The sequence below is a fragment of the Kribbella rubisoli genome (assembly GCF_004217145.1).
In the GTDB taxonomy this organism is placed as follows: Bacteria; Actinomycetota; Actinomycetes; order Propionibacteriales; family Kribbellaceae; genus Kribbella; species Kribbella rubisoli.
In genome coordinates this window covers 374914-398312 of sequence record NZ_SHKR01000015.1, presented here as the reverse complement: position 1 = coordinate 398312, position 23399 = coordinate 374914, and the positions used below count along the sequence as shown (strand labels likewise).

General features: G+C 68.3%; 26 protein-coding genes and 1 pseudogene. 11 read left to right on the top strand and 16 right to left on the bottom strand.

The annotated features are described in order from the left end of the window. Positions 1-29: 29 nt before the first annotated feature. Positions 30-305: a DUF167 domain-containing protein gene (locus EV645_RS31335; protein ID WP_130447655.1), complete on the top strand. Its 276-nt coding sequence runs from the start codon at positions 30-32 to the stop codon at positions 303-305. Positions 306-327: 22 nt separating this feature from the next. Continuing rightward, complete coding sequence (locus EV645_RS31330; RefSeq protein ID WP_130447654.1) at positions 328-726, top strand: DUF302 domain-containing protein; 399 nt, start codon at positions 328-330, stop codon at positions 724-726. 3 nt (positions 727-729) lie between these two features. On the opposite strand, the gene EV645_RS31325 is transcribed toward EV645_RS31330, so the two are convergent. The 7 genes from EV645_RS31325 to EV645_RS31295 form a co-directional block, all read right to left on the bottom strand. Next, positions 730-963 (bottom strand): lipopolysaccharide assembly protein LapA domain-containing protein, encoded by a 234-nt coding sequence (locus EV645_RS31325; RefSeq protein ID WP_130447653.1) that lies wholly within the window; start codon positions 961-963, stop codon positions 730-732. Between the two features lie 84 nt (positions 964-1047). Continuing rightward, the gene (locus EV645_RS31320) at positions 1048-1443 is read right to left on the bottom strand and encodes a hypothetical protein (protein WP_130447652.1); all 396 of its coding nucleotides are present in this window, start codon (positions 1441-1443) and stop codon (positions 1048-1050) included. Positions 1444-1449: 6 nt separating this feature from the next. After that, positions 1450-2178, bottom strand: a complete 729-nt coding sequence (locus EV645_RS31315; protein ID WP_157997192.1) for an FHA domain-containing protein — start codon at positions 2176-2178, stop codon at positions 1450-1452. 100 nt (positions 2179-2278) lie between these two features. Continuing rightward, positions 2279-2542, bottom strand: a complete 264-nt coding sequence (locus EV645_RS31310) for a hypothetical protein (protein WP_130447650.1) — start codon at positions 2540-2542, stop codon at positions 2279-2281. A gap of 102 nt (positions 2543-2644) precedes the next feature. Then, positions 2645-3100 carry a MarR family winged helix-turn-helix transcriptional regulator gene (locus tag EV645_RS31305; protein ID WP_130447649.1) on the bottom strand — a complete coding sequence of 152 codons (456 nt, stop codon included), beginning with the start codon at positions 3098-3100 and terminating at the stop codon, positions 2645-2647. Positions 3101-3396: 296 nt separating this feature from the next. After that, complete coding sequence (locus EV645_RS31300; RefSeq protein ID WP_157997191.1) at positions 3397-4266, bottom strand: alpha/beta fold hydrolase; 870 nt, start codon at positions 4264-4266, stop codon at positions 3397-3399. 118 nt (positions 4267-4384) lie between these two features. After that, entirely contained in the window at positions 4385-5443 is a 1059-nt protein-coding gene (locus EV645_RS31295) for an alpha/beta fold hydrolase (RefSeq protein ID WP_130447647.1), read from the bottom strand. Positions 5444-5528: 85 nt separating this feature from the next. Here EV645_RS31295 and EV645_RS31290 point away from each other — a divergent pair, with 85 nt between their 5' ends. Next, positions 5529-6512 (top strand): quinone oxidoreductase family protein, encoded by a 984-nt coding sequence (locus EV645_RS31290; protein ID WP_130447646.1) that lies wholly within the window; start codon positions 5529-5531, stop codon positions 6510-6512. Positions 6513-6620: 108 nt separating this feature from the next. Here the strand turns inward: EV645_RS31290 and EV645_RS31285 are convergent, their stop codons facing one another. After that, positions 6621-7967 carry a serine/threonine-protein kinase gene (locus EV645_RS31285; RefSeq protein WP_130447645.1) on the bottom strand — a complete coding sequence of 449 codons (1347 nt, stop codon included), beginning with the start codon at positions 7965-7967 and terminating at the stop codon, positions 6621-6623. A 126-nt stretch (positions 7968-8093) separates the two neighbouring features. On the opposite strand from EV645_RS31285, the gene EV645_RS31280 reads away from it, so the two are divergent. Beyond that, positions 8094-8693: a rhomboid family intramembrane serine protease gene (locus EV645_RS31280; RefSeq protein WP_130447644.1), complete on the top strand. Its 600-nt coding sequence runs from the start codon at positions 8094-8096 to the stop codon at positions 8691-8693. Positions 8694-8830: 137 nt separating this feature from the next. Here EV645_RS31280 and EV645_RS31275 read toward each other — a convergent pair whose 3' ends face one another. Next, entirely contained in the window at positions 8831-9430 is a 600-nt protein-coding gene (locus tag EV645_RS31275; RefSeq protein ID WP_198681965.1) for an HD domain-containing protein, read from the bottom strand. Between the two features lie 91 nt (positions 9431-9521). Between EV645_RS31275 and EV645_RS31270 the strand changes: the two genes are divergently transcribed. Genes EV645_RS31270 through EV645_RS31260 form a run of 3 tightly spaced genes read left to right on the top strand, consistent with a single transcriptional unit; the run spans position 9522 to position 12314 of the window. After that, positions 9522-10430 (top strand): NADP-dependent oxidoreductase, encoded by a 909-nt coding sequence (locus EV645_RS31270; RefSeq protein WP_130447643.1) that lies wholly within the window; start codon positions 9522-9524, stop codon positions 10428-10430. A gap of 21 nt (positions 10431-10451) precedes the next feature. Continuing rightward, entirely contained in the window at positions 10452-11255 is an 804-nt protein-coding gene (gene ppk2 / locus EV645_RS31265; protein ID WP_130447642.1) for a polyphosphate kinase 2, read from the top strand. 21 nt (positions 11256-11276) lie between these two features. Next, entirely contained in the window at positions 11277-12314 is a 1038-nt protein-coding gene (locus EV645_RS31260; protein WP_130447641.1) for a lysylphosphatidylglycerol synthase transmembrane domain-containing protein, read from the top strand. A gap of 4 nt (positions 12315-12318) precedes the next feature. Here the strand turns inward: EV645_RS31260 and EV645_RS31255 are convergent, their stop codons facing one another. Further along, positions 12319-13371 carry a Gfo/Idh/MocA family protein gene (locus EV645_RS31255; protein WP_130447640.1) on the bottom strand — a complete coding sequence of 351 codons (1053 nt, stop codon included), beginning with the start codon at positions 13369-13371 and terminating at the stop codon, positions 12319-12321. A 191-nt stretch (positions 13372-13562) separates the two neighbouring features. Here EV645_RS31255 and EV645_RS31250 point away from each other — a divergent pair, with 191 nt between their 5' ends. Next, a complete protein-coding gene (locus tag EV645_RS31250; protein WP_157997190.1) occupies positions 13563-14132 on the top strand; it encodes an OmpA family protein in 570 nt (189 codons plus the stop codon). 52 nt (positions 14133-14184) lie between these two features. On the opposite strand, the gene aqpZ is transcribed toward EV645_RS31250, so the two are convergent. The 5 genes from aqpZ to EV645_RS31225 all read right to left on the bottom strand — a co-directional run bounded on the left by aqpZ (position 14185) and on the right by EV645_RS31225 (position 18517). Beyond that, a complete protein-coding gene (gene aqpZ, locus EV645_RS31245; protein WP_130447638.1) occupies positions 14185-14943 on the bottom strand; it encodes an aquaporin Z in 759 nt (252 codons plus the stop codon). A 72-nt stretch (positions 14944-15015) separates the two neighbouring features. After that, positions 15016-16614 (bottom strand): DUF4091 domain-containing protein, encoded by a 1599-nt coding sequence (locus EV645_RS31240; RefSeq protein ID WP_198681964.1) that lies wholly within the window; start codon positions 16612-16614, stop codon positions 15016-15018. Positions 16615-16751: 137 nt separating this feature from the next. Next, positions 16752-17864: a lactonase family protein gene (locus tag EV645_RS31235; protein ID WP_130447636.1), complete on the bottom strand. Its 1113-nt coding sequence runs from the start codon at positions 17862-17864 to the stop codon at positions 16752-16754. Between the two features lie 133 nt (positions 17865-17997). Beyond that, positions 17998-18171, bottom strand: a complete 174-nt coding sequence (locus EV645_RS31230) for a CsbD family protein (protein ID WP_130447635.1) — start codon at positions 18169-18171, stop codon at positions 17998-18000. An 82-nt stretch (positions 18172-18253) separates the two neighbouring features. Then, the gene (locus EV645_RS31225; RefSeq protein ID WP_130447634.1) at positions 18254-18517 is read right to left on the bottom strand and encodes a WhiB family transcriptional regulator; all 264 of its coding nucleotides are present in this window, start codon (positions 18515-18517) and stop codon (positions 18254-18256) included. A gap of 54 nt (positions 18518-18571) precedes the next feature. Here EV645_RS31225 and EV645_RS43560 point away from each other — a divergent pair. Beyond that, a pseudogene (locus tag EV645_RS43560) lies at positions 18572-18898 on the top strand (hypothetical protein); the annotation flags it as partial. Between the two features lie 85 nt (positions 18899-18983). On the opposite strand, the gene EV645_RS42935 reads toward EV645_RS43560, so the two are convergent. After that, positions 18984-19595, bottom strand: a complete 612-nt coding sequence (locus tag EV645_RS42935) for an Rv1733c family protein (RefSeq protein ID WP_242000781.1) — start codon at positions 19593-19595, stop codon at positions 18984-18986. Positions 19596-19847: 252 nt separating this feature from the next. Between EV645_RS42935 and EV645_RS31215 the strand changes: the two genes are divergently transcribed. Further along, complete coding sequence (locus tag EV645_RS31215; RefSeq protein WP_130447633.1) at positions 19848-20531, top strand: sigma-70 family RNA polymerase sigma factor; 684 nt, start codon at positions 19848-19850, stop codon at positions 20529-20531. Positions 20532-20638: 107 nt separating this feature from the next. After that, complete coding sequence (locus tag EV645_RS31210; protein WP_130447632.1) at positions 20639-23398, top strand: AAA family ATPase; 2760 nt, start codon at positions 20639-20641, stop codon at positions 23396-23398. The last annotated feature ends 1 nt before the right edge of the window (position 23399 follow it).

The following is a 23399-nucleotide window of genomic DNA, read 5'->3' as shown; positions in this document are numbered from 1 at the left end:
TTTGGGCCCGGCAGGCCAGACTCTCGGTTATGAGAGTGCTGTTGCGGGTCAAGCCGGGGGCTTCGCGGACTGCGGTTGGTGGGCGACACGAAGGTGACGGTGGGGTGGCTCTGGTGGTGGCGGTGGGGGCTCGGGCGGTGGAAGGGCGGGCTACCAAGGCGGTGCTGGTGGCGGTTGCGGCGGCGTTCGGCGTACGGCGGTCGGCCGTGAGTCTCGTGAGTGGTGCGACGAGCCGCGACAAGGTGGTGGATGTCGAGGGTGCAGAAGGCGTGATCCGGGAGCGGCTTGAGCAGCTTCTCGGGTGAGCGCTGTGGAACAGTTGGGTTTATGGACAGTGAAGCGGCGTCGGACGGCGTGGTGAGCAAGGTGGCTGTGGGGTCGGTGGGTGAGGTGGTGGCGAGGTTCCGGGGGATCCTGGATGGCAAGGGGGTCATGGTGTTTGCCGTGATCGATCAGGCGGAAGCGGCCCAGACGGTCGGACTGAAATTGCGGGACACCGTGCTCATCGTCTTCGGCAACCCGGCCGCGGGTACGCCGGTGATGGCAGCTGCGCCGCTGGCCGCACTGGATCTGCCGTTGAAGGTGGTGATCTGGGACGACGCGGGAGTCACGCGGGTCAGCTACTACTCCCCCGCGAGCATCGCCGAACGGCATGGACTCGAGCTCGCCACGGCTGCCGGGCTGTCTGCGATCGACGTACTGACCGACGCCGTCACCAAGGGCTGAGCGTCAGTCGCGGCGTTTCTGGACCAGCCAGCCGGCGCCCACACCGAGGATCAGCAGGATGAGCAAGCAGAGCCACAAGGGCGACCTGATGTTCCAGAAGAAGAGCGTGATGTTGGTTTCGTCCTGGTTCTGCAGGGCGAAGACCAGTGCCAGCACCATGACGACGGCAGCAGCGATCTGCTTGGGTGAGGGCCGCCAACCTCGCTTCTTCTCACCCGGGGCCTGAGTGTCGGTCATGGATCCATAGCAACACGCGCACCCACGATGTCAAGCCGGACATGCCAACCAGAAACAGTTGTCGTGCTCGTGAATCGCGGGACGTCAGGTGAGGATCGGGAGGAGGCTGAGGATCGGGGCTCCGAGGGTGCCGAGGAAGTGGGCGAGTATGCGGATGGGGGCGACGAGGGCGGAGCCGGCTGAGGCTAGTGAGCCTGCGGCGAGGAGGAGGCGGGTCAGGCGTTCGAGGCGCGGGGCGATTCGGGCGCGGTCGGGCTTCGGCTGGCGGAGGCCGGACTCGACGTCGCCTAGTTCCTTGTCCGCCGCGACGGACGTTGCCGGGTCGAGCTGCGCGGCCGTGACGCCGGCCCGTAGGTCAGCGAATGCTTGCCAGGCCTGCTCCGGCGTCACGACGATGCCGGTCTGGCCTCCGGTGATGTGCTGGTCGCGGCCGACGTTGTTGATGTTGGCGGCGTTCTGATTACCGATGTTGAAGGTCATCGCGCTTCATCTCATCTGGGGTGGCGGCAGGTCCCGATCGACCCGGCGGCGGCGTGAGGTGGCGACGATGTGCAGCACGATCCCGGCGATGATCAGCAGTACGCCGACCAGGTTCACCAGGCCGCCGACGGCGAAGACCAGGAAGCCGCTGAAGTCGTCCATCGTGGGCATGGAGGCGGACGAGAAGTTCACGATCTGGCCGAAGTACTGGTACCAACCGACCACGGCGATCGCGAGTCCGACCACGAACACGACGACGCCGATCCAGATCAGCCCTCGCGCCCTCGTCCTGGTCGCGGCGATCTCGCGGAAGAAGCTCTCCCGCTGCTGGATGACGTGCTGGACGTACTGATCCCGCGCGACGTTGTTGATCGTCTGCGCCCGCTGCTCGCCGACGTCGTACCGGACCGCGGCCTGAGGCGCCCCCTCGCCGGCGCTGTAGCGAAGCTGAAGATCGGCCAGCCTCACCCGGTCGCCCGGATACAACCGGCGCGGCACCGTGACTGCCTCCCCGTTCACGAACGTGCCGCCGGCCGAGCCCAGGTCCTCGACGTAGTCCGCACCGGCCCGCTGCCAGAGCGCGGCATGCGTCCGGCTCACGTACGGGTCCTCGAACTGCACGTCGCAGTTCGGCAACCGGCCCACCGTCAGGTGCGCACCGGTCAGGTTGATCCGCCGCCCTTCGTGCGACCCCGTCTCGACCACGAGGTACGGCGTACTCGATCCATCACTCATCGTCCCGTGCGGCGCACGCGGGCACCTCGCACCTCGGCACCACATCCCCCACACTCAGCAAACCACTCCCCCTGAACCACGACAAGGGTCGCGGGGGGTCTCAGAGGACGTAGAAGCCGGTGACGACTGTCGGGAGGAGGCCGACGACGAGCCAGAGGGATTTCAGGGAGCGCTGGAAGATGGCGAGGATGCCGGCGGCGGTGAGGACTCCGATGACGCCGGACATCACCCACAGGCCGACGCCTCGTCCGTACTCCTTCTCCGCGACACCGATGCTGTAGACGGCCAGCGTGATCGCCGGGACGCTGCCGACGTGGAAGAGGATGACCGAGGCGACCCAACGCTGGACGGTCTCGATCTTCATGGGTTTCGGTGTTCTGCGGCGCACGACGAGCTCCTACATCCTGAGGCACTCACTCGAGCGCCTCTCACGCCTTCCATAGTACACGAACGATTAGTGCACAAACTATGTGGCGTTGGCCTCTTTCGCGGCCGCGATCACCCGGGTCAGCTCCTGATGGAGGTGCTGCAGTTCGGACACCTCCATACCCAGCCGGCTCACGATCGCCGCCGGGATCTTCTCGGCCTCGTTGCGCAGCCGCCAGCCCGCCGGCGTCAGCGTGACCGCGAGCGATCGCTCATCCGTGCGTGCCCGCGGGCGCTCGACGTACCCGCTCGCCTCGAGGCGCTTGAGCAACGGAGACAAGGTCGCAGGCTCCAACTGCAGCAGCTTGCTCAGCTCCTTGACCGACAGCGGCGCATGCTGCCACAGCGCGAGCATCACCAAGTACTGCGGGTGGGTCAGCCCCATCGGCTCGAGCAGCGGCCGATACACCGCGATCACACTCCGCGAGGCCACGGCCAGCGCGAAGCACACCTGGTTCTCGAGCTCCAGCGGGTCGATATCGCCGAAGTCACTCAACGGGACCTCCATCAGACGTCGTCCCGTCCAGGCTAGCGCATCCCACTAATCATTAGCGTGATAATCGTCCTAACGCTGCCGCAAGAAACGTTGTGGTTGCAACCCATTCTCCCCGGCTGCGACAACACGAGCCGATAACCCCGCGAGTTGTGCCTTCTCTGCTCGCACACCAGCAGAGAAGACACAACGACACCGGATATCCACCGGTCTGACCGATCACGGCCACGCCGACGCAAACGCCGTCGCCGTCACTGGGCCTGGAGCGCGCTACGACCCCACCGTTCGTTGATACGGCACTAGACGAGCTCTGCCGCGAGGTCGGCGAGCTCGCGGTCGAACCGGGGCTGGTCCTCGACGAACGGGACGTGGCCGACGCCGTCGTACCAGGACGGCCTCGCGGTCTTGCAGACGTCGAGGACGTGTTCGGCCATCGAGGGCAGCACGATGGTGTCCGAACGGCCGTGGGTCACCAGCACGGGCACCGAAAGCCTCGCCAGTACGTCGTCGCCGTCGATCTCGCGTGAGATCAACGCTCCCCGTACCTCGGGTGGAACGACCATGTTCCAGGCCAGGGCCGCGCTCCAGTCGTCCGGGTCGAGCGGCTCAGCGGTGCACACGTCGAGGAAGCGCCGGATGGCGGTGATGTTCGTGGCCAGGTCGGGCTGGCTCGCCTCCGGTGCGTTCCCCAGGAAGCCGGGACCGATGTTGTCGAACGTCGGCGGCTTCATCATCACCGCGGCCCCGACCAGGTCGATGGCGCCGATCCGGTCCTCGCCGTACGCGCGGATGTAGTCGGACACGATGAACCCGCCGTACGACCAGGCGACCAGGACCGGCCGGTCGAGGCCCAACTGATCGATGACGGCGGCAAGGTCGTCCGCCCACATCTGCGGGTCGCGATAACTGTCCGGATCCAACGGCTTCTCGGACATGCCGTGACCCCGGTTGTCGAACGCCACCAGCCGAAACTCCTCGGCGAGCAGGCCGGCCAGCTGGCGCGCCCAGCAGACGTGGCTGGCCGACCATCCGTGAATGAAGAGAATGGGACGTCCTTGCCGGTTCCCCCACTCCCCGGCATGCAGCCTGACACCTCCTCCGCCGCGTACGTCGTACGTCGCCGTCGGCTCGGCGAGAACTGCCTTGTCGGTAATGACCATGTGCTCCATCGAACCCCTCCTAAGAACTGCCTGATACCCGCGAAGGTAGGCGGCAGCACGAGTGGCGGGCATCGGAGCCAGCACGCATTACGGAGCAGGCGGTACGGCGGTCAACACGCAGCTGCGCTCAGGGACGCCGCGCCTCGGAGTACCTGGCTGCGGCGGCCGCGCGTCCCGCCTTGCCGGAGACCTGCAGCTTGGCGTACAGGTTCGTCAGATGACGTTCCACGGTGCGGACGCTGAGGCTGAGCCGCTCGGCAATCTCCTCGTTCGTCAGTCCCGCCGAGACGAGCTCGAGGACGTCCAGCTCCCGCGCGCTGAGCTCGTCGATCCCGGGCCGAACGGTCACCTGCTTCGTGCCCAGGAAGGTGCGCAGCTCGGTGAGGAACTTGGTCCAGGCGGGTTCGTCCGACAGCAGGATGTGGTTCGCCGACTCCAGCTCGACCAGCCGCGCGTCGGGTACCAAGGTGGCGAGCAAGCGCCCCTCGTCCAGTGGCACGACTCGGTCACCGGCTGCATGTACGACGAGCGTCTTCGTCCGCACCTGCGCCGCGAGCTCGACCACGTTGAGCGGACCACGCGCGTTGTACAGGCGGACCGCGGTCGCCGCCGAGGTCGAGTGACGCTGCAGGTCGTCGTACCAGCCCATCTGCTCGGGGGTGCCGGCCGGGAGGAAAAGCATGGTGAACAGGTGGCGGAACGTGGGGTCGGGGTTGGTCCACCCGGCAGCGATCGCGGCGACCAACGCCTCCTGGAGTTTGCGCTCCTCCGCGCCGCGAAGGTTCCGGCCACGGGCGTAGCCGCCGTACAGGATCAGATGGGTGAGCCGCTCGGGATGACGCGCCGCGTACGCGACCGCGACGGCCGCTCCGGTCGAGATCCCGAGCAGCGCGAACCGGTCGACCCCCGCGGCGTCGACCACGGTCTCGAGATCGGCGACCCAGGCATCGAGCGAGATCTCGTCGACCTCATGATCCGACAGCCCGCAGCCGCGTTCGTCGTACCGGACGAGTGTGTGACCATCCCCGAGAGCATCAAGCCAATGCCGCCACACCGGGCTTTCCCACTCGAACTCCAAGTGGGTCATCCAGGTGAGCACCCTCACGATCGGCGGACCGTCACCATGCACCGCATAAGCCAGCCGCACCGCATCCGGCGCCACGCAGTACCCAACCTTCTGCCCCACCTCCCGAGCGTAGCCTCGCGCAGCGGGTGGAAGTAGTGTGTAGCATCAGTGTTCGACGTTCGACGAACATCGAAAGGATCGCCGCATGCGTGCCCTGACCTTCGACCAGCCCGCCCCCGACACCGGCTCCACGCGCGTCGCGGAGGTCGACGTACCGGCGCCGGGGCCGGGTGAGGTGACCATCGAGGTGAAGGCCGCCGGGATCAACTTCATCGATGTGATGGCGCGCCGGGGGGATCCGGCGTACGCCTCCAGTTGGCCGTTCGTGCCGGGGTTGGAGGCGGCCGGGACGGTGAGAGAGCTCGGCGCCGGTGTCGCGGGACCTGCGGTGGGTACGCCGGTCGCCGCGTTCACGCGGTCGGGCGGGCTGGCCGACGTGGTCCGGGTTCGTGCCGAGCTGGTGGTGCCGATCCCCGATGGTGTGTCGTTCGAACAGGCGGCTGTTGCCCCGGGCACCTTCACCACCGCGGCGCTGCTGGTCCGGCAATCCGGACGTCTGCGAGCCGGCGAGACTCTTCTGATGCAGTCGGCCGCGGGCGGCGTCGGACAGGCGGTCGCAGCCTTGGCGCGACGCGGCGGCGCGAAGACGCTGATCGGAATCGTCGGCAGCCCGACCCGCGTGGCGGCCGCGGAGAAGAGCGGGTACGACGTCGTACTCACCCGCGGAGCTGATCTGACCGAACGCGTCCGCGACCTGACGGGTGGACGCGGCGTCGACGTGATCCTCGATTCTCAGGGAACGGAGCAGGTCGATGCCGACCTCGACCTGCTCGCCGCGGGCGGTCGAGTCGTGCTGTTCGGCAACGCGGGCGGCGCGCCGCTGAGCGACCTGCCGCAGCCGGGACGTTTGTTCGCGGGCAACGCGTCGATCGGCGGCTTCAGCATGAGCGCCATGTCCGTCCATGCACCCGAGCTCATCGGTGCCGCGTTGCGCGAGGTGCTCGAGCTCGTCGCCGAAGGAGAGCTCACGCTCGAATTCACCACGATCGACGGCCTCGCTGCTGCAGCGGATGCACAGCAGGCCCTGGCCGAGGGGCGAGGCGCGGGCAAGTACGTCGTACGGCTCTAATCGGCAGGGGCAAAGCGGCGGCGCAAGGTGAAGGCTCTCGGCGTCGGGCCTTTGCCACATTCACCTGAGCAAGGTTGAAGTCGGGCACCCGCACATCCTCTCGCGGAGCTAGTTCGGTGCGAGGGGGTTGCCTTGCGCGGTTGGCGTAGGAGTGGTTGTCGGGGGTGTGCTGGAAGGCGTGTTGGAGGGCGTGGGTGATGGCGAGGTCGACGGCGTACTGCGGGTGCTCGGAGTCGGGCTGCTCGACGGCGTGTTCGACGGCGTCGGGCTGGTCGAGGGGGTGCTGGTCGGAGTCGCGCTCGGCGTGGGGGTCGGTGATTGCGAGGGGGTTTGGGACGGGGTCGACTGGCTCGGCTGGGTCGGCTCGGACCGGGTCGGGGCAGTCGTGGTTGACGGCGTGGTCGGCTGCGACGTCGGCGTACTGCTGGTTGCGCCCGGTTGTGGACCGAGGTCGGTCGCCGGGGGTTTCGTCCCGTTGTCGTTGAGCAGGACCACGGCCAGTACGGCGCCGGCTGTCGCCACCAGGGCGATCGCGCCGGCTATCAGCGTCATCCGTCGATCACGCTGTGCCTGCGACGTCGCCGGGCGGGTGACCACGGGCTCGGTGACCGGGACGGCGGTAACGGGGAGAGGGGCAGTGGCCGCGACCGGCGTGGTGGCGCTCAAGGCGCCGGCCTCGATCTCGGCGGCGGTCGGCCGGTCGGCCGGGTCCTTCGCGAGCATCTGGAGCAGGACCTGCTCGAACGCCCCGGCGAGCTCGGGCCGCTCGAGGCTCGGCGGGACCGGCTCGGCGTCGACGTGCTGGTAGAGGATCGCGGTCGGATGTTCCCCGGTGAACACCGGCCGGCCGGTGACCAGTTGGTAGAGCACACACCCCAGCGCGTAGACATCGGCCGGCTTGCCAGCCTGCCCGCCCTGCGCTCGCTCGGGCGCGAGGTACTGCGCGCTGCCGATGATCTGGCCGGTCCCCGTCAGCGTGCTCGCACCCTCACCCGGAAGGTGGGCGATGCCGAAGTCGGCGACCTTGATCGTCCCGTCGGTCGAGATCAGCAGGTTGCTCGGCTTCACATCCCGATGGACGACGTCTTCCCGATGCGCCGCAGCCAGTCCGGCGGCGCTCTGCTCGACGATCTCGATCGCCCGGTCCTTCGACAGCGGCCCGTGCTCGGTGAGCTCGTCGGCGACCGACCCGCCCTCGACCAGCTCCATCACGAGGAAGAACCCGTCGTCGTGCTGACCGAAGTCGTACACGGCGACGACGTGGCTGTCGTTCAGGCGCGCGGCGGCGCGCGCCTCGCGGTGGAACCGTTCGGCGGCTCGCGGATCGCGGTCGGACCGCAGCAGCAACTTGACGGCGACCTCGCGCCGCAACTGCTCATCCGTACCGCGAAAAACCTCTCCCATGCCGCCTCGGCCGAGAGAGGAACCCAATCTGTACCGCTTCGCAACAAACACCCTGACCCCCGTACCCGCGACCCAAACACCGTAACCGGTGGACCAAGAGCGCCGTCGTGACAAATGACCGAATGGACGGTGACAAACGACTCAGGTTCGGCGGGCGCGAAACGTTAAGTTCCTGGTGTGACCACTGAAACCGCCCCTCGTAATCCGCTCGCAGCGCTCGCTTTCGGACCACGCCGACCCCTGCTGACCGCGGCTGTGTTCCTCGTGACACTCGGGTGCGGGATCGCGCAACTGGCTCACCGCCCGCTGTACGACGCCGTCGTACGCGACCCCACGCACATCGACAACGGCCAGTGGTACCGGCTGGTCACGGGCATGTTCTTCCAGGACGGCTGGACGTCCGGCCTGGTCTCGAACCTGATCCTGCTGGCGATCTTCGGGGCTGTCGCCGAGCGCGTGTTCGGCCGGTGGCGCTGGGCGATCCTGTACTTCGTCTGCGGCTGGTTCGGCCAGCTCATGAGCTACCTGTGGCTCAACCCGGTCGGCGCCGGCAACTCGATGTGCGTCGCCGGCCTGATCGGCGGCCTGGCCATCCTGATCCTGATGGCTCCCATCAAGTACGGCGTCACCCCGCCGCTACAGCTGCGCATCGCCGCCTTCGCCGTACCGGTCCTGGCAGTGGTCGACACCGCCATCAGCGACAACCACGGCCTCCCCTGCCTCCTCGGAATGCTCCTCGGCTACTTCCTCCTGCCGAACCCGGAACTCAAGGGGTGACTGCGCCGAGCTGGCTGGCTGCTTCGATTACCTCACCGAGGAGCAGGCGTTCGAACGTCCACAAGGCGTTGTAACCGAGGCGTTCCGCCTCCTTCGCGACCTTGACGATCGTCCATGAATCTTCCAGTGCTTGGTTGTCAGACGTCGAGCGGGTTGGCGGCGATGCGGTCGGCGAGGCCGGTCCGGATCGCACGCGCGGCCGAGCTGTCGACCTTCCGCTCGGCCTGCGCCTGGAAGCACGCGAGGAACTCGGAAGAAAGCCCGAGCCTCGGGAAGTCCCGCAGTACTTCGGCGCGGAACGCGGGACTGAAGTCGTCGATACCTTTGCCGACGATGTCCAGTGCGGCCGCCCGACCGATCAGATGACCTTCCGGATCGGCGGTCACGTCCACGTCGGGCGCCATGTGCCGGACGATCACCTCGCCGAGGCGTTCGCGGCGCTCGACCGGCCAGCCGGCCCCGGCCGCGAAGACCCGGGCGACATGCCCGCTGGCCACCTCGAACGAGACGGTGTGGCTGTCGAACTCCGGCGCCAGCGTGATGTCGTGGAACATCGCGGCCGCGAACAACAGCTCGGCGTCGTACTGGATGCCGTGCTGCTCGCCGTACGCGGCCGCCCAGAGGTAGACGCGTCGTGAGTGGCTGAGCAAGGCGGTGGACAGGTAGCTGGTGGCCACCTCCAACGCCGCCGACGAGGCAGCTGTGGCCGGAATCGCGAGGTCCTTCGTACTCATCATGATTCGACGGTATGGCGGAAAAGGCCCCCATCGTTGGTCCAATCCGACATCATGAACGTGGGCCACTGATCACCCAGCCGAGAGGACCGTCATGCGTGCCATCACAGCCACAGACCGAGCGGCCGGCGTCGGCGGACTGTCGCTGACCGAGCTGCCGTACCCGCACGCCGCCGAGAACGACGTCATCGTGCAGGTCCACGCGGCCGGTTTCACCCGCGGCGAGCTGGACTGGCCGGGGACGTGGACCGACCGCGCCGGACGCGATCGCACCCCGACGGTCCCCGGCCACGAACTGTCCGGCGTGGTCGCCGAGCTCGGCTACGGCACGACCGGGCTCACGGTCGGCCAGCGGGTCTTCGGGCTGGCCGACTGGACCCGCAACGGCACCCTCGCCGAGTACGTCGCCGTCGAGGCGCGCAACCTCGCCCCGCTGCCCGAAGACGTCGACCACGTCGCAGCAGCCGCGCTGCCGATCTCCGGGCTGACCGCTTCGCAAGGGCTGTTCGACCACGCACACCTGCAGCCGGGCCAATCCATCCTCGTCCACGGAGTCGCCGGCGCCGTCGGATCTGTCGTCGCGCAGCTCGCTCGTGAGACAGGAGCCCACATCATCGGCACCGGCCGGGCCGCCGATCGCGCCGCGGCCGCCGAGCTGGGCGTCCACGAGTTCCTCGACCTCGGCAGTGAGCGCCTCGAAGACGCCGGCGAGGTCGACGTGGTCTTCGACGTCATCGGCGGCGAGATCCGCGACCGCTCCACCGCCCTGGTCCGCGCCGGCGGAACCCTCATCACCGTCCCCGATCCGCCGACGATCCACCCCCGCGGCGGCCGAGCCGTCTTCTTCGTCGTCGAACCCGACCGCGGACAACTGGCGCAACTCGCCATCCGCCTCCGGGAGGGCCGCCTGGTCCCGCTCGTCACCACCGTCCGCCCGCTGGCCGAAGCACCCGCCGCCTTCACCGAGCGCGGCCGGACGATCCTCACCTCGACCGTGCTGTGACTGCAGTGGGATCGTTCAGGAATGACGAAAGACGGGCGGTTGCCGAAGAAGATCTATGAGCGGGAGTTGCTGCGGCTCCAGGCCGAGTTGGTCAAGCTGCAGGAGTGGGTCCGGGTCGAGGGCGCCCGCGTCGTGATCGTCTTCGAGGGGCGGGACGCGGCCGGCAAGGGCAGCACGATCAAGCGCGTCGCGGAGTACCTCAATCCCCGCGTCGCACGGATCGTCGCTCTCCCCGCTCCGACCGAGCGGCAGCGGACCGAGTGGTACTTCCAGCGGTACGTCGAACACCTGCCCGCGGCCGGCGAGATCGCGCTGTTCGACCGCAGTTGGTACAACCGAGCGGGCGTCGAGCGGGTGATGAGGTTCTGCACGAATCAGGAGTACGCGCGGTTCCTGCATCAATGCCCGATCTTCGAACGGCTCCTGGTCGAGGACGGCGTACTCCTGCGCAAGTACTGGTTCTCGGTCAGCGACAGCGAGCAGGAGAACCGTTTCCGCAGCCGTCTCGAGGACCCGATGCGGCGCTGGAAGCTGTCGCCGATGGACCTGGAGTCGATCACCCGCTGGGAGGACTACTCCCGCGCCAAGGACGAGATGTTCGTCCACACCGACATCCCCGAAGCGCCCTGGCACGTCGTGGAGAGCGAGGACAAGCGCTCGGCGCGGATCAACATGATCGCCCACCTGCTCTCGACGATCCAGTACCACGAGGTCCAGCGGCCGCCGCTCGCCCTGCCGCCCCGGCCGCCGTCCAAGGGGTACGAACGCCCGCCCCGCGACATGCAGGCCCAGGTCCCGGACCACGCCGCCGAACTGCGTCGCTGAGGCCACCGGCACACTGGGGTCGTGCCGTCGAAGGACAAAGCGACCCGGACTGCGACCCGCACCCGGCCGGCCTGGTACCGCCGGTTGTGGTCCGCCGTCTCGTTGGTCATCCTGTTCGCCGTCGTCGAGTACGTCGTACTCCCGAAGCTCGCCCTCGCGCGGGAGTCGCTGCACCGCGTCTCGGAGCTCAACCCTGCCTGGCTCATCCTCGCCGTCGCGCTCGAAGCGGGCAGCCTGGTGTGCTACTCGCTCTTCAGCCGCGCCCTGCTCGGCAAGGACCACCTGCCGTTCTCCTGGATCCTCCGCTCCGACCTCACCGGGTACGGCGTGAGCCACGTCGTACCCGGCGGCGCCGCAACCGCGACCGCGCTGCGTTTCCGGCTGCTCGTCATGGGCGGTGCGCAACCCGCGAACGTGACGGCGACCGTTACGGCGGAGGCGATCGGTTCGCCGCTGGCCCTGGCGCTGCTCGCGTGGCTGACGTCGATCCCGGCGGTGTTCCTGCGCGAGGCGTCCACGGCGTACCTGGTCGGGTTTCTGATCGGGCTGGGCGTCATCGTGTGCACCTTCCTCGGCGACCGCGGGAGCTCCAGCCTCGAACACCTCGCCGCCCGACTGCTGCGAGCGATTCTGGGACGACTCCCCCAGCGGGTCAGGCCGTGGATCTCAACCGTTGCCCGCCGGCTGCGCGATGTCGTCGCGGACCCCGAAGTACGCAAGGCGTTCCTGATCTGGGCAACGCTGAACTGGCTCCTCGACGCCGCCGTCCTGTGGACCTTCCTGGCCGCCTTCGGTGAGCGAGTCCACCCGATCGCCGTCCTGATCGCGTACTGCGCCGCGAACCTGGCCGCCGTCGTACCGCTCACCCCCGGCGGCATCGGCGTCGTCGAGGGCATCGCGGTCTCGTCGCTCATCGGCTTCGGCGTCGACGGCCAGGCCGCCCTCCTCGCCGTCCTCTCCTGGCGCCTGCTCCAGTTCTGGGCCCCGGTCCCGCTCGCCGGCCTCTGCTACCTGAGCCTGCGAGCCCAAGGCGCGCTGACGCCGGCAAAGCAGACCTGAACGGCTACTTCGCCGCGCCTCGGAGGGTTGCCTGCTGCTGGGCCTTCAACGCGAGGCGCATCGTCTCGAAGGTGTGCTCCTGCGGAGCGGCCGAGGTCGTGCGTTCCTGGACGTCGCGGATCAGGTCGGCGTAGTACGTCGTCTGGACCTTCGAGCAGTCGACGTACTGCGTGCCCTCCTGGTTGACCAGGAAGAGGTGGTCGCCGCCGTCGCGGCCGGCGATGTCGATGTACTTGCGGAGCTCGATGTAGCCGTCGGTGCCGAGGATCATCAACCGGCCGTCGCCCCAGGTCGGCAGGCCGGCTGGCGTGTACCAGTCGACCCGGATGTAGCCCTGGGCGTTCTCGCTGCGAAGCAGGATCTCGCCGAAGTCCTGGAGGCCGGGCTCGTCGGGGTTGGCGAAGTTCCCGACCGTGCTCGCGACGACCTCGGCCGTCCGCGCGCCGGTGAACCAGAGGAACTGGTCGATCTGGTGCGAGGCGATATCGGTCAGGATTCCGCCGTACCGGCTCTTGTCGTAGAACCAGTCCGGGCGGCCGGCGCCGCCGCCGAGGTGGCCGCGGTCGCCGATGCGGTGCGGCCCGATGCCGATGGTCTGGACGACGGTCCCGATCTTGCCCTCGCGGACCAGCTCACCGGCCTTGATCGCGCTGGGCACCTCGAACCGCTCCGAGAACGTCACCGACCAGAACCGCCCGCTCTGGTCGACCGCCTTCTCGATCTCCTCCAGCTGCTCGAGACTCACGCAGCCGGGCTTGTCGGTCACGACGTCCTTCCCGGCCAGCAACGCCGTGACGGCGATCTGTCCCCGGCGATCCGGTACGGCGGCGGTCACGATCAGGTCGATCCCGTCCCGGCCGAGGAGCTCGTCCGGGCTCTCGGCCACCGGGACGTCCGGGTAGCGCTCGCGGACCCGGGCCGCGATCGCCGCGTCCTGATCGTCGGTCGCCATCCCGGCGAACTCCGCGCCGGCCGCGATCAGGCCCGCGATCTGCCCGAAGATGTGCGCGTGGTCGAGCCCAACGGCGGCGAACCTGACAGCTTGCGTGGAAGTCACCCGTACTCCTCGATACTCGGCAGCACCTGAACTCCACTCACCCTATGCCAATCTGGCAAGCGCTTGCCAACCCCTGGGCGAGCCGCATGTTCTTGCTACCCCGGTCGAGTGTCGCCCCGGTAGGCGGCTCCCCCGGTCCCGGCGGCCGCCCTACGGTGGGGCCAGGTGGAACGGCGGAGAGGGGTCCGGCGATGGCGAGATACCACGACCTCGAGTACGAGTACGAGTTCGAGTACGAGACGCCGCCGCCGCTGCTGCGGATCCGGGTGGTGCACGGCCGGTCCTGGGGTGCCGCCCGCGAGTTCGAGGACGAGGCCGACTTCTTCGATCCGGTCCCGCCGCCGGCCGGCGCCCGGCTGCTGACCCGGTTCGCCTTCGGCGGCGCGAGCCTGACCGCCGCGCACCGGCGTACGATCGTCCAGCTCGCCAAGGATCTGCTCCGCGACGGACCGATGGGGAATCTCGACTGCCTCGACGTCACGATCGTCGGGCACGAGGACGAGCTCGGCGAGCCGGCCCGCTTCGGCGCTCTCGGGCAGCGGCGCGCAGAGGCCGTCACCAAGGCGCTCGCCGACGAGATGAAGCGCCAGGTCGCACGCATACCAGCCGCATCCCGGCCACGCGGGCAGTTCGTCATCACCGTCCAGACCCTCGGCCCGACCAGGCCGATGCGCTCGAACCTCACCGCGGACGGCCGAGCCCTCAACCGCCGGGTCGAAGTAACCGTCGGTCGCCCAGGCCTCTGCCCGGACGTGACCTGAACCAGAACCTGCCCCGCGCCTCCAGCGAGACGCGGAGCAGGTGGTCGATGCGTTATGGGTTGTTCGCTACGCCCTCGTCGATCTTCAGTCCGTGGGCCACGGTGATGCCGGCGTAGCTGATGCCGGCGAAGGCCGCGCCGACGATCGGGGCGACGATGAACAGCCAGACCTGGCCGAGTGCGCTACCGCCGGCGAACCAGGCGACGCCGAGCGAGCGCGCCGGGTTGACCGACGTGTTCGTGACCGGGATGCCGACCAGGTGGATCAGTGTGAGTGCGAGGCCGATGGCGATCGGCGCGAATCCCTTCGGCGCCCGGTCATCGGTCGCGCCGAGGATCACGTACAGGAAGAAAGCCGTCAGCACGATCTCGACAATCGCGCAGGCCAGCAGCGAGTAACCGCCCGGCGAACGGTCACCGTAACCATTGCTCGCGAATCCGCTCTCGCTGGCACTGAAACCATCCTTGCCGCTGGCAACTGCCAGCAGAATGGCGCCGGCCGCGCTGGCGGCGACGATCTGGGTGACGATGTACGCCGGAACCCATTTCCACTCGATCCGCTGGGCGACCGCGAGACCGATCGTGACGGCCGGGTTGAAATGACCGCCGGAGACATGGCCGACGGCGTACGCCATGGTCAGCACGGTCAGGCCGAAGGCCAGCGCCACACCGAGATAGCCGATACCGACGGGAACCTTGTCCGGGGTGAGCACGACACCGGCCAGCACGGCGGCACCGCAGCCGCCGAACACCAGCCAGAATGTCCCGAGAAATTCCGCACCGATCCGAGCCGCAGGACTGGGTGATTCCACGACTGCCTCCTTGTGACCCCCGTTGAATTGATGCCCTACTGTCACAGTAAGGCACCAACTCGTCACAGTTGGTTAACTTGAGGCTTTCGACAGTGCGGCGGTCATGCGCCGGCGGGACTCGTAGTAGTGCTGCGGGTCGAGCACTGGGCGGTCGAACCGCAGGGTGCGGTCGGGGTCGATGACGTCCAGCGCCGCCGTACCGCCCTGGGCCGCGCGGATCGCCTGCAGCGCGCGGTGGTCCCACATCGCCTGGGCGAAGACACGGTGGCGGATCGACGGCCACGGCGTACCGCCTGTGCCCGGGTACACCGCGAAGGCATCACCGGATGGGAACGCTCCGCCGGCCGACGTGTCCTCGAACGGGTTCACCCGTCGGATCGAGTGCCAGGTGTACCAGAAGTTGAATCCCCAGTGCAGGAAGCCGTCGACCCCGGACGCGAACAACTGGTGCCCGAGGGCACGGTTGCGCGCCGAAGGCATTCCGATGAACCGGTTGGCGACGTCGCGATCCTGTGAGACGCAGTAGTAGACCCAGAGGCGCTCCGGCCGCTCGGCGAGGAACGGCTCGACGTGGTTGGTCGCGACGACGGGCACTGCGACGGCACCGGAGGTGTAGAACGAGTGCTCGCTCAGCGCGTCGACGACGGTCCAGCCCTTCAGCAGATCGGCGACCACGGCTTTCGCGGCGAGGTACGTCGCCAGCCCGTCCTCCCCCGACGGCTCGTCGGAGATGTGGAAGACGACGTGGTCGCGGTCCCACTCCTCGTCGAGCACGGCCTGCAGCGCCGGCAGCAGCGCCTCCATCAGCTTCCGGTACCGGCCGTCGGTCGCGGGAACGTCCCAGCCGAAGGCGCGCTCGTGGTTCACGATGATGCCCGGCGTCGCGTTCGCTCCCCATTGGGTGAAGAGATGCGCGACCTCGACGCCGGTGATCCCGGTACGCCGACAGAGCTCGAGCCACCGCCGCACCCGCTCGAAGCCGAACTCGTAGCCGTCGGCGGTCTCCGTGATGTCGATGAGCTGTACGACGGTCCGGTACGAGCCGACCGCGGTGTCGAGCGGCGGCGTCCACACCGGCGCGAGCAGCGAGGTCGCGCCCATCTCCGCCGCGGACGCCATGAACCGCTCCACGACATTCCAATGCTCTTCGCTGAACACCTCGAGGCCGTAGTGATCCGCGAGCGAGTCGAGGTGCATCCAATGGCTCGACACGATGTCGAGCGGCGGCAACTCGATCGCGGTGAGCTCGACGGTGACCGATGCCCGATGCAGCTCGGTGCCGTCGGACGAGGTGATCACAATCATCAGTTCGTGTACGCCGGCCCGGGCCGGATCGGTCGTGGTGACGTCGAACCACAACGCTCCCCAGGCACCGAATCGGACCGGGACCTCGCCGTTCGGGATCGGCCGCAGCAGATCCGGATACAGGCCGGGCTCGTCGAACTCGTAGCCGTCGTCATGCCCCGGCAGAGCGACGAACGAGCACGGCACGAGGTCGACGCACGACACCGCGACCAGGTCTGCCGCCGTACCTTCGACCCGGACCTGGAGCGGGCTCGGGTCGCGGAACGTGGGCACGAGCGGAGGACGGTAAGCCAGCTGGAACGACGCCTGCTCGCCGAGGAACGCCTGCAACCGCGTCTCGGCCGACACGGGACGCGGGTCCCTCACCGGGTGCACTTTCACGAGCGCATCGCAGACCACAAACTCCCACGTTCCAGCCACGCCTACCATCCTCCTATGCGCAATTGTGGACTCTATGATGCAGATCCGCGCATCAATGCACAATGCTTGTGGAGGTCGGCCACTTAGTTCGCGGCAAGGCCGCTAGTGCCTGCGGTGGCCGCACCGGCGACGTCCTGCTGCTTCGTGAGCGTGCCGTCGTGATGAACCGCGTACGACGCAACCGAGCCGTTGGACAGACGCACGTACAGGAACTTGCCGTCCGGGCTGAGCGCGGCGTCGGATCCCCCGGCACTCGTCGGAGCCGCGACAGACGCGATCAGCCTCAGACGTCCATCGGCGCTGATCCGGTACGACGAGATCGACGCGCTCGCCGCGTTGACCGTGAAGGCGTAATCGCGTGTGACGACGAGCCAGCACGCCGCGGCCTGCTGGTCACTCACCGAAGCGCTGATCGTCCGCACGCGATTGCCGTGCACGGAGTAGGACGAGACCGCTGACGGGCCGGCCTCGGACACGATCGCATCACCACGACGATCGAAGTCGAATCCGTACGGAGTGACGCCGGCGGAGTGATGCGGTGTCGCCGTACCGGCGTACCCGTTGCGTACGGCGAACGTATCGATCGTCTGATCGCCCTTGTGGGTGACGACCAGACTCCGGCCGTCAGGCGTGAACGAGACCTGGGCGGCTGCTGTCGGAGTCGCGCCGGACTTGCTGAGGGCCTTCGTCGAGTGCGGCAACGGCTGCAGGTGTCCGTCGTGGCTGACCCGCAGACCGCTGATGGTTTCGCTGTTCTGGTTCAGGACGTACACGATCCCGTGGCGGACGGTGACGCTGACCGGCAGGTCGCCGCCACTGGGAGCAACATCCCGACGTACAAGACCTCGGTCGGTGATGGCGAGTGTCGACACCGTGTCGTCGCCGCCGTTCACCGCGAACAACAGGTTGCCGTCACGCACCAGTCCGTACTGCGAAGCAAGCGACGCACCGGATCCGTGACCGCCGGTCGGAACGGTGGCGCCGGCGCGCAAACTGCCGTCACGCAGTCGATCGAAGACCTGCACGGCGTTGCCGGCCGCCGCGTTCGTCGTCTCGTACACGTGACCGACGACGTCGACGCGGTCGCCGCCGGATCGTCCGTTCACCGCGGCGTTTGCGGGCGCGGTCGCCAGCAGGGACGCCACGGCAACGGCCGCGACGGCAGGCGCCAGCAACCGGGCAGAATGAATGGGCATGGAAATTCCTCTCACGCAGGGAATCACTGGAACGCCTTTGACAGTAGGACTTTCCGCGATCCCTGACAGGAATTCCCGAACACGGTAAGGATGCCGTTATCGGCCCATTTCGTTCGTGAAACTTAAGCTGCTGTCAGTCCTTGAAGGCGTCCTTCGCCTTCTCGCCGGCCTGCTTCAGGTCGGCCTTCGTCTTCTCCGCCTGGCCCTCGGCCTGCAGGTCGCGATCGTCGGTCGCGTCGCCGGCCTTCTCCTTGGCCTTGCCCTTGGCAGCCTCGGCAGCGTTCTTGATCTTGTCGCCAGCACTCATCGAACTCTCCTTCCGTTCCACTGATCGTGGCCCTCCGGTGCCACCCAGCAGGCTCTGCGAAACGGTTGGTCCCACGAACCGCCTAATCCCGGCTGTTCTGGGCACGCAGCTGGCTTCGTCTCAGCGTGCGGCGTTCGAGTTCGTCGAGGCCGCCCCAGACTCCGGCGTCCTGGCCGGAACGCAGCGCCCAGTCGAGGCAGATGTCGGCTACTTCGCAGCGACGGCAGACCTGCTTCGCGGTTTCGATCTGCCGCAGGGCGGGTCCGGTCGTACCTAGCGGGAAGAACAGTTCGGGATCTTCGGCAATACACGCGCCTCGGTGCTGCCAGCGCTGGGTGGTCTTCATCTCGACCTCCGGGTCGACGTCATTCCTGAGTAGGACAACGCGAACCGCCGGTTTGTGACGTCGACCTGTCACCCCCGGCCGCGCTACCCGGACCTTCAAGTACGACCGGACCTGCGCTGGAGGAACGATGAAGCGAACAGTAGTCGCCGCGGGCGTTGCCCTCGCCCTATCAGCGCTGTCGGCGGTGGCGGGCTGTGGTGCCGGCGGCAACGACGCGAGTCTCGCGTCGGGCACTCGTTCATCAAGCAGGTGATGGCCGACAACCACGCCGTCTTCGGCGGGGAACACTCCGGCCACTACTACTTCGGCGACTTCTGGAACGCCGACAGCGGCATGCTCGCCGCTCTACATGTGCTCCAGGCCCTCGGGCAGACGACCGCGCCGCTCTCCGCCTCAACGTGGAAGCCCCCGACCGGCCGACGATGGCCCAGCTCCGCGACGAGGTGCTGGGCCTACTCGCCTGACGTCAGGATTGGCGGCCGGTCCAGCGAGGGGAGACCTTGCGCCATTCGCGGGCCCATTCGTCGGCGCGGTAGCGGTCGAGGGGACGGCGCCCGAGGCGGAAGCCGGCGAAGATCGCGGGCCAGGCGAGTAACGGCAGGGTCAGGGCGATCGCGGTGCCGAGGGCGTCGCTGTCGGCAGAGGTGCCTGGGGCGCCCGTCATCGTGCCGGCCTGGTCGATCCAGATCCTCACGGCGGTGTTCACCGGAGTACCTAGCAGAACGTCGGCCTTCCCCTCGTGAGGGGAACCTGACGGGTCCTGCCAGCTGACGCGAACCGAAGTGGTGCTCAGACCCAGCGTCGAGGGAACCGCGTTGGCCGTGCCCTCCAAGGTTCGAGCGCGGACCTGGTGAACGCTCGCGCGCTCCTCGGTCGCGGACTGCTCCGCGCGATCGTGCAGCGTCGTACCGAGGGCTGCTGCCGCGGGGATCACCAACAGGGCGACCGCGATCGCGACCAGCAGGAACGCCGCCTCGATCCGGTCGACCCTACGGCGCAACAGGTTGTGGCCGAAGCTGAGTCGCCGCAGCTGCATCATCACGAACAGCTCGGCACGGTGTTGCGGCGTGGAACTCATCGCGCTCCCCTATCTGCTTCACCAACAAAGACAGCACAAGCACCTCGGCTGTGACGTCGTGTCACGAACCGCGTCGCCGTCCGGTCCTCCAAGCAGGACGACACGTTGCAGAGGGCAACCACGTAGTGGGCCCCCACGCATGCGTAGGGGTGGCAACTACGCAGCTGCCCACGTCCTTCAACGGCGCGACCGCAGGGCGGGTGGCCGGATCGTGAACTCGAGGGCACGACGAGCCCGAGAGGAGCCGGAAACGTGAACGCCACAGTGTCACGGCAGGTGCGGTACGAAGGAGAGAACTCAGCGGTCCAGACCGCATGCACCGGGCAAGTCGGCGGCGACCTGGACGACGCGGTCGCAACCTTCCTGGAAGTCCGGCCGCGATTGCTCGCGATCGCATACCGCTTCCTCTCCAGCGCGTCCGACGCCGAGGACGTCGTACAGGAGACGTGGCTGCGCTGGCAGCGGACGGACCGCACGGTGGTCGAGAATCCGCAGGCACTCCTGGCGACGATGACCACACGGCTCTCGATCAACGTCAGCCAGTCCGCGCGACGACGCCACGAGACCCCGATGACCTCCGCGGCGGCCGAGCGGATCGACGACGGCGAGGACCCGGCGGCCGCGGTCGAGCAGAGTGACGCCGTCGAACACGCAGTACTGATGGTCCTGCAGAGCCTGTCCCCCAGGGAACGTGCGGCCTTCGTACTGCGCGAGGCCTTCGACTACTCGTACGGGCAGCTCGCCGAGTTCCTCCAAGTCGGTACGGCGAACAGCCGGCAGCTGGTCTGCCGCGCGCGACGACGGATCGCGACCGACAAGCCGACGATCGTCAGCACAGCGTCACATCAGCACTTCGTGCACGCGTTCATCGACGCAGCACGGGCCGGCGACCTGACCGGATTCGAGGAACTCCTGACCGCCGACCTGGCCGCCTGACCGCGCCCGGCACAGGTGCGACGAACGCGCGTGACTGTCCGGTACCTAGACGGTTCGTTGCACCTCCCGACCGGGCGCGGATAGGCTCATTGACTGGGCGGTGGGCTATGACGATCACAGATCGGGGCCTTCAGCTGGAAGGTCGGCAGGGTGAGTGCGAAACCCTCGATCGGCTGGTGGCCGATCTGCGGGCGGGGCGGAGCACTGCGCTCGTACTGCGTGGCGAAGCCGGGATCGGGAAGACCGCGCTGCTCGACTACCTCGAAGCCCACTCGTCCTCCTGCCGGATCGCACGCGCCGCCGGAATCGAATCCGAGATGGAGTTGGCGTTCGGCGGCCTGCACCAGCTCTGCACCCAGTTCCACCCGCGGTTGCCCGATCCTCGGTACCAAGCCCTGAGTACGGCGTTCGGCCTGACCGCGGGTACGCCGCCCGACCGCTTCCAGGTCGGTCTCGCGATGCTCAACCTGCTCGCCGAGACCGCCGAGGACAGGCCGCTGATCTGCCTGATCGACGATGCCCAATGGCTCGACCGGGTCTCTGCCCAGACCCTCGCCTTCGTGGCCCGCCGGCTCCTGGCAGAGCGAGTCGCCCTCGTCTTCGCGATCCGCGAACCCAGCGAACCCCAGGAGCTGACCGGTTTGCCGGAACTCGTGGTCACCGGCCTCGGGTACGGCGATGCGCGCGCCCTGCTCGACACGACGATCACCGCTGCCGTGGACGAACGCGTCCGCGATCGCTTCGTTGCCGAGACACGCGGCAATCCGCTCGCGCTGATCGAACTGCCGCGGGATCTCCCGACCGGACAACTGGCCTCCGGCCTGGGGCTGCCCGATGAGCTGGCAGCCAAGATCGAAGCGGGCTACCTGCGACGGATCCAGCCGCTGCCCGAGCAGACCCGTCTTCTCCTGCTGACCGCCGCGGCCGAGCCGGTCGGCGACGCCTCTCTTCTCTGGCGCGCGGCCGAGCTGCTCGGGATCGACTCCGGTGCTGCCGACGTCGCCGAGTCGAGCGACCTCATCGACATCGGGGCCCGGATCCGCTTCCGGCATCCACTCATCCGGTCAGCGGTCTACCGCGCCGCCTCCCCCGAGGACCAGCGCACAGTGCATCGTGCCTTGGCCGCGGCGACCGACGCAGTACTCGACCCTGATCGCCGCGCCTGGCATCGCGCGTGCGCGACGGTAGGACTCGACGAGGCCGTGGCCGCTGAACTCGATAACGCCGCAGGGAGAGCGCAGGCCCGCGGCGGTGTCGCGGCTGCGGCCGTCCTGCTCCAACGTGCAGCGGAGTTGACTCCGGATCCGCGGCGACGTGCTGAGCGAGCGCTGACCGCTGCCGGCACGAAGTTCGACGCAGGCGAACCGGACGCTGCCTACGACCTGCTCGCTGCCGCCGAGCTCGGTCCGGTGGACGACCTGCATCGCGCGCGGCTGGCCCGGCTGCGGGCCCGGATCGACGTCGCTCGCGGCCGCGGGCGAGAAGCCGGGCCGATGCTTCTCAAGGCGGCCATCCGGCTCGAGGATCTCCACGACCCGTCCGCGCGCGACACCTATCTGGAGGCGCTCGGCGCAGCCGTCTTCGCCGGCCGGCTCGGCGTCGACCACGGCGTCGAGAACGCGGCCGAGGCCGCCCGCGCGGCCGGCTCGGCCTCGTCGCCGTCCGGGCCCATGGAGCTCCTGCTCGACGGGGTCGCGATGCGGTTCACCGACGGGTACGCCGCCGCCGTACCCGCGCTGAAGACCGCTCTGCATTCCTTCCGTGCGGCCGCCGACCTCGGCGACGAGAAGGTTGTGCACTGGCTGTGGCGCGGTTGCCCGGTCGCGGTCGAACTGTGGGACGACGACGCGTGGCACGAGCTGGCCGGCCGCGGGCTCGAGCTGGCGCGCGGGCTCGGCGTACTTGGGGTCCTGCCAGGCGCCCTGTCCTACCGAGCCGGTGTGCATCTTCATGCCGGAGAGTTCGGCGCGGCCTCGATCCTGGTTGCCGAGTCCGAGGCCATCGCGGCGGCGACCGGCAACGCGCCGATCCGCGAGGGGCGGCTGATGCTCGCTGCCTGGCGCGGCGAGAAGACAGCAGCCCTCGAGTCGATCACCATCGGTATCCGGGAGGCGATCGAACGAGGCGAAGGCCGCGCACTCAGCCTGGCCAGGCTTGCGACCGCAGTCCTGTGCAACGGCCTTGGACACTACGAGGCAGCACTCGACGCAGCCCGGACTGCCAGCGCGCAGGAGGACCTGGGCTTCTTCGGGTGGTCCCTCGCCGAGTACGTCGAGGCCGCCGCTCGCAGCAACGCCCGCGCCGAGGCAGTCGGCGCCTTGCAACAACTGCAGGAACGCACGCAGGCGGCAGGCACCGACTGGGCCTTGGGGATCCTGGCCCGTTCAGCCGCGCTGCTCGCCGACGGCCCGGCAGCCGAGGCCCTCTACCAGGAGTCGATCGAGCGGCTCGCGAGCACGAGGATCGCCGTACAGCTGGCTCGGACGCACCTGTTGTACGGCGAGTGGTTGCGCCGCGAGCACCGGCGTACGGATGCTCAGCTCGAACTCCGGCTGGCTCACGACAGCCTGGCCGACAGCGGCGCGATGGCCTTCGCAGAGCGCGCTCGATCGGAGCTAGCGGGCATCGGCGAGACGACCGGAGAGCACGCCGTCGGCAGCCACGGCGTACTGACCGCGAAAGAGGCCCAGATCGCGCACCTCGCCGCGACCGGGCTGACGAATCAGGAGATCGGCCTGCAGTTGTTCCTCAGCCCACACACCGTGGACTGGCACCTGCGCAAGGTGTTCTCCAAGCTCTCCGTCACGTCGCGCCGGCAGCTGGACGTCACCGTGATCGATGCCATGACCCCCGTATCGGCCGGGTGAA

Coding starts and splice junctions, on each gene's coding strand:
- EV645_RS31335 (WP_130447655.1), top strand. CDS start 30: ATGAGAGTGCTGTTGCGGGTCAAGCCGGGGGCTTCGCGGACTGCGGTT.
- EV645_RS31330 (WP_130447654.1), top strand. CDS start 328: ATGGACAGTGAAGCGGCGTCGGACGGCGTGGTGAGCAAGGTGGCTGTG.
- EV645_RS31325 (WP_130447653.1), bottom strand. CDS start 963: ATGACCGACACTCAGGCCCCGGGTGAGAAGAAGCGAGGTTGGCGGCCC.
- EV645_RS31320 (WP_130447652.1), bottom strand. CDS start 1,443: ATGACCTTCAACATCGGTAATCAGAACGCCGCCAACATCAACAACGTC.
- EV645_RS31315 (WP_157997192.1), bottom strand. CDS start 2,178: ATGAGTGATGGATCGAGTACGCCGTACCTCGTGGTCGAGACGGGGTCG.
- EV645_RS31310 (WP_130447650.1), bottom strand. CDS start 2,542: ATGAAGATCGAGACCGTCCAGCGTTGGGTCGCCTCGGTCATCCTCTTC.
- EV645_RS31300 (WP_157997191.1), bottom strand. CDS start 4,266: ATGGAGCACATGGTCATTACCGACAAGGCAGTTCTCGCCGAGCCGACG.
- EV645_RS31290 (WP_130447646.1), top strand. CDS start 5,529: ATGCGTGCCCTGACCTTCGACCAGCCCGCCCCCGACACCGGCTCCACG.
- EV645_RS31275 (WP_198681965.1), bottom strand. CDS start 9,430: ATGATGAGTACGAAGGACCTCGCGATTCCGGCCACAGCTGCCTCGTCG.
- EV645_RS31270 (WP_130447643.1), top strand. CDS start 9,522: ATGCGTGCCATCACAGCCACAGACCGAGCGGCCGGCGTCGGCGGACTG.
- ppk2 (WP_130447642.1), top strand. CDS start 10,452: ATGACGAAAGACGGGCGGTTGCCGAAGAAGATCTATGAGCGGGAGTTG.
- EV645_RS31250 (WP_157997190.1), top strand. CDS start 13,563: ATGGCGAGATACCACGACCTCGAGTACGAGTACGAGTTCGAGTACGAG.
- EV645_RS31235 (WP_130447636.1), bottom strand. CDS start 17,864: ATGCCCATTCATTCTGCCCGGTTGCTGGCGCCTGCCGTCGCGGCCGTT.
- EV645_RS31230 (WP_130447635.1), bottom strand. CDS start 18,171: ATGAGTGCTGGCGACAAGATCAAGAACGCTGCCGAGGCTGCCAAGGGC.
- EV645_RS31225 (WP_130447634.1), bottom strand. CDS start 18,517: ATGAAGACCACCCAGCGCTGGCAGCACCGAGGCGCGTGTATTGCCGAA.
- EV645_RS42935 (WP_242000781.1), bottom strand. CDS start 19,595: ATGAGTTCCACGCCGCAACACCGTGCCGAGCTGTTCGTGATGATGCAG.
- EV645_RS31210 (WP_130447632.1), top strand. CDS start 20,639: ATGACGATCACAGATCGGGGCCTTCAGCTGGAAGGTCGGCAGGGTGAG.